Annotated in this window: 4 protein-coding genes; 2 read left to right on the forward strand and 2 right to left on the reverse strand. The window is 31.7% G+C overall.

What is annotated here, in order from left to right; all coding sequences use genetic code 11:
* A partial coding sequence (locus ACKI3Q_RS05125) for an acetate--CoA ligase family protein (RefSeq protein WP_407414921.1) occupies window positions 1-106 on the forward strand: 106 nt, incomplete at its 5' end.
* A 185-nt stretch (window positions 107-291) separates the two neighbouring features.
* Window positions 292-918, forward strand: coding sequence for a DUF447 domain-containing protein (locus ACKI3Q_RS05130; protein ID WP_407414915.1), 627 nt, complete (start codon window positions 292-294; stop codon window positions 916-918).
* A gap of 29 nt (window positions 919-947) precedes the next feature.
* Here ACKI3Q_RS05130 and ACKI3Q_RS05135 read toward each other — a convergent pair whose 3' ends face one another.
* Window positions 948-1,919, reverse strand: a complete 972-nt coding sequence (locus ACKI3Q_RS05135; RefSeq protein ID WP_407414917.1) for an ABC transporter substrate-binding protein — start codon at window positions 1,917-1,919, stop codon at window positions 948-950.
* A gap of 173 nt (window positions 1,920-2,092) precedes the next feature.
* Window positions 2,093-3,034, reverse strand: coding sequence for an ABC transporter substrate-binding protein (locus ACKI3Q_RS05140; protein WP_407414919.1), 942 nt, complete (start codon window positions 3,032-3,034; stop codon window positions 2,093-2,095).
* Window positions 3,035-3,387: the final 353 nt, after the last annotated feature.

Here is a 3,387-nt window from a genome sequence, read left to right on the forward strand (position 1 = left end):
AGCTAGATTAACCTTAGACTTCCCAGAAATATCTGAACTTGATATCAACCCAATATTCGTTTACGAAGAAGGTTCAAGTGCTTTAGATATCAAAATCAAATTATAATTTCTCTTAACTGAGAAATTAATCTCTTTTTTTATTTTTTATCATGATTTTTGAATACATAATTAACCTCTAAACGCTGAAAATTTAGATGATGATTTAAATAAAATAACGATTGATTAAAATAACATTTTTAATGAAACATATAAAATAATCAATTGTTAATTAAAAAATAATTGTGACATATTATGAAATATGATTTGACAAACGTTGGCATACATACCAATTTGCAATATGAGTGCATTACTACAACAATTAACTCAAAAAAGGAAAAGAATTCTGCAGCATTTGCATTCATCTACCTTGGAGAAGACAAGGTGATGTGCAGAATCTTTGAAGGATCAAAAAGCCTTGAAAATATCCAGGAAACAAAACAGTATGTTGTCAATATTACACAGGACCCATTAATATTTACTCTTTCAACGATAGACAAGCTTTCGGATGAATATTATACTGATGATGAAGATATTGCCATTCTAAAGGACAGCGGCGCATATCTGATAATTGATGTGGACGAAATAGAAATGAAAACGCCGGAAGATTTTCCAATAAAAAATGATACAAACATATATTTCATTACAGGAACAATTAAGAATTTTATCATAAGGGATGAAAGCGTACAGGCATTCAACAGAGGATTTTCAGGCCTAATCGAGTTACTGGTCAACTGCAGCCGCTACAAAATAGTTGACGGTGAAAAAAGAAAATACTACAAAGACCGCTTAGACGAAAACAGAAGGATAATAGAAAAAGTGTCTGATGAAAAAACCAAAAGGGCTATGGAAATACTCACCAAAGAGTATGAAAAAAACTAATTTTAAAAAAAAATAATAATAGAAAGGAATTATTTTCCTTCCCAGTATAATTTATCGTGTGGAATAGGTTCTTTTAAAAGACCTAACTCTACTTCAACCTGCATGAAAGCATCAACATTAGCTTTGTAAGTATCATTCAATCCTGAGAGGAATGGGAAACTGGCTAAGGATTTTGCTTCAACATCTTCATTGGAAACAATGTCTTTAGGCAATAATTTTACTACAGCACTAGCATTGTCTTTAGCATTATCGTTAATGAATTTAGTAGCATTTTTGTGGATTTCTACGATATCTTTAACTGTATCAGGTTTTTTGTCAATAATATCCTGGGATGCTACAACAACACAACATGGGTGGTTTGGTAAAATTTCCTTGGAAGTCATTAAAACTTTATTTCCATCAGCTTCAGAAGAACTTACAAACGGTTGGAAAGTTACACCAGCATCAATGGTATTTGATTTGATTGCATCGTTAATTGAAGGAGTTTTCATTGCAGATGCATTGACTTTATCCATTGATAATCCATTAGATTTCAAGAGAATGTTTAATAAAACATACTGAATACTTGCTTCCCCAGGAGTTGCAACATTTTTGCCGTTTAAATCAGCAGGAGAATTAATTCCAGAATTGTTGGAAACGATAACTCCACTACCTTCATTTTGAGCAGCAGAAATAATCTTTACAGGAACACCTTTTTCAGCTGATGACAATACTGGAGATATACCGACATAACCAACATCGACTTTTCCACTTGCCATAGCAGTCATTAAGTCCCCACCATTATTAAATTGTACGAGTTCAGTTTCTATACCTTTTTGCTTATATAAACCTTGTTGATCAGCTACAAATAAGGCAGCATCGTGATCAGAAGGTAAATAACCTATAGTTACTTTATTGTCTGAGCTTCCTCCGCCAAAATCAAATAATCCGGCACTAACTACCCCCATTGCAATTAAAGCGATGAAAGCTACAGCTAAAATAATACCTATCTTTTTATTCATTGAATCACCATATTTTTTATAACAATAGTTATATTTTCTCCCACATATAACCAATTGATGGATAGATATGAAAAAAAATAAAGTTGAATCCCTATTCATAGTTATATGTAAAAGGGATATATAAATCTATATGACTTGAAAATTTAGGACTCTTTCACAATTGGGGGCAGGTATCAATTACCTTCCCAGTAAAGCTTTTCATGTGAAATAGGTCCATTTATCAAATTTAAATCAATCATAATATTCATAAATTTGTCAACATTTTCTTTGAAATTACCATCAAAACCATAGACAAATGAAACATTGTCAAAATAATATCCTCTTAATTTGGTATTATTGATATCGTCGATTGGAGTTACATTGATTGCCTCGCCCTTATGGCTGTTAATAAATTTAGTTGCATTTTCATGAATTTGAACAACATTGTGGGCTTCATCAGGATGATTGGAAATGAAATCATCGGATGCTATCAAAACACAATTCGGATGATTCGGAAACAATTCATCTGAGTTAAGCAATATTTTGCTTCCGTTATCCCTATTGATGGTAACATAGGGCTCATAAATTACTGCAGCATCGATCTTATTCTTTTGAATTGACTTGTTCACTGAAGAGCAGGAATGTGAAGTAACATTTAAATCATCGATTGAGATATTATGCTGATTCAAATAATTATCGAACAGCAGGTATTGTACAGAATTCTCACTAGGAGTAACGATTCTTTTGCCATGCAAATCCTGTATGGAATTGATTCCGGAGTGATTGGAAACAACAATACCGCTTCCACCATTCTGAGAGGATGAAATAATCTTGATTGGAACACCCTTGTCAATATAAGTCAATACATGACGTATATCCATATATGCAACATCAACTTCCCCATTGGCCATAGCAGTTATCAATTCACGGTCATCATTATATGGAGTAATATTTACTTCAAATCCCTGTGACTGATACATTCCGCTGGCATTGGCTACAACTAATGCAGCATCGTAGTCACCAGCCAAAAACCCGACTTTAACAATACCATTATCTGGAGCAGTTAAAAAATATGCCCCAACAGCTATTATGGCAATTATAATGAGAACACTGATTGCAATGATTTTTTTATCCATCAACTCACCAATTCATAATATGTTTCTAATGCTATTTAATAATTTTAATTGGGAAAAACAAGCGAAAAATTTGAAGTAATTTAATTGAAAATACGATTAATAATTTTAATAGTAATTAATTTTATTGTAAAATAATTTGTTATATGATTAATATTTTTGATAGTAGAAGAAAGAATAAAATAAATTATTTTCCATATGTACATGAAATAATGAAAAAAAGAAAATTTTAAAAAAAAAATATGAAATAGAAGCTATTAAGCTCCTATTTTAATTGTGTTTGCATGGGTTTCAAACAGATATGTTGAAGTAATTAAATACTCACCAGGCTGCAAATTAATAGAAATACCCGCTTC

The organism is Methanobrevibacter sp., assembly GCF_045636185.1.
Lineage (GTDB): Archaea > Methanobacteriota > Methanobacteria > Methanobacteriales > Methanobacteriaceae > Methanocatella.

Excerpts from the sequence above, each read along its gene's own strand:
- ACKI3Q_RS05130 (WP_407414915.1), top strand. The coding sequence starts at position 292 with ATGAAATATGATTTGACAAACGTTGGCATACATACCAATTTGCAATAT.
- ACKI3Q_RS05135 (WP_407414917.1), bottom strand. The coding sequence starts at position 1,919 with ATGAATAAAAAGATAGGTATTATTTTAGCTGTAGCTTTCATCGCTTTA.
- ACKI3Q_RS05140 (WP_407414919.1), bottom strand. The coding sequence starts at position 3,034 with ATGGATAAAAAAATCATTGCAATCAGTGTTCTCATTATAATTGCCATA.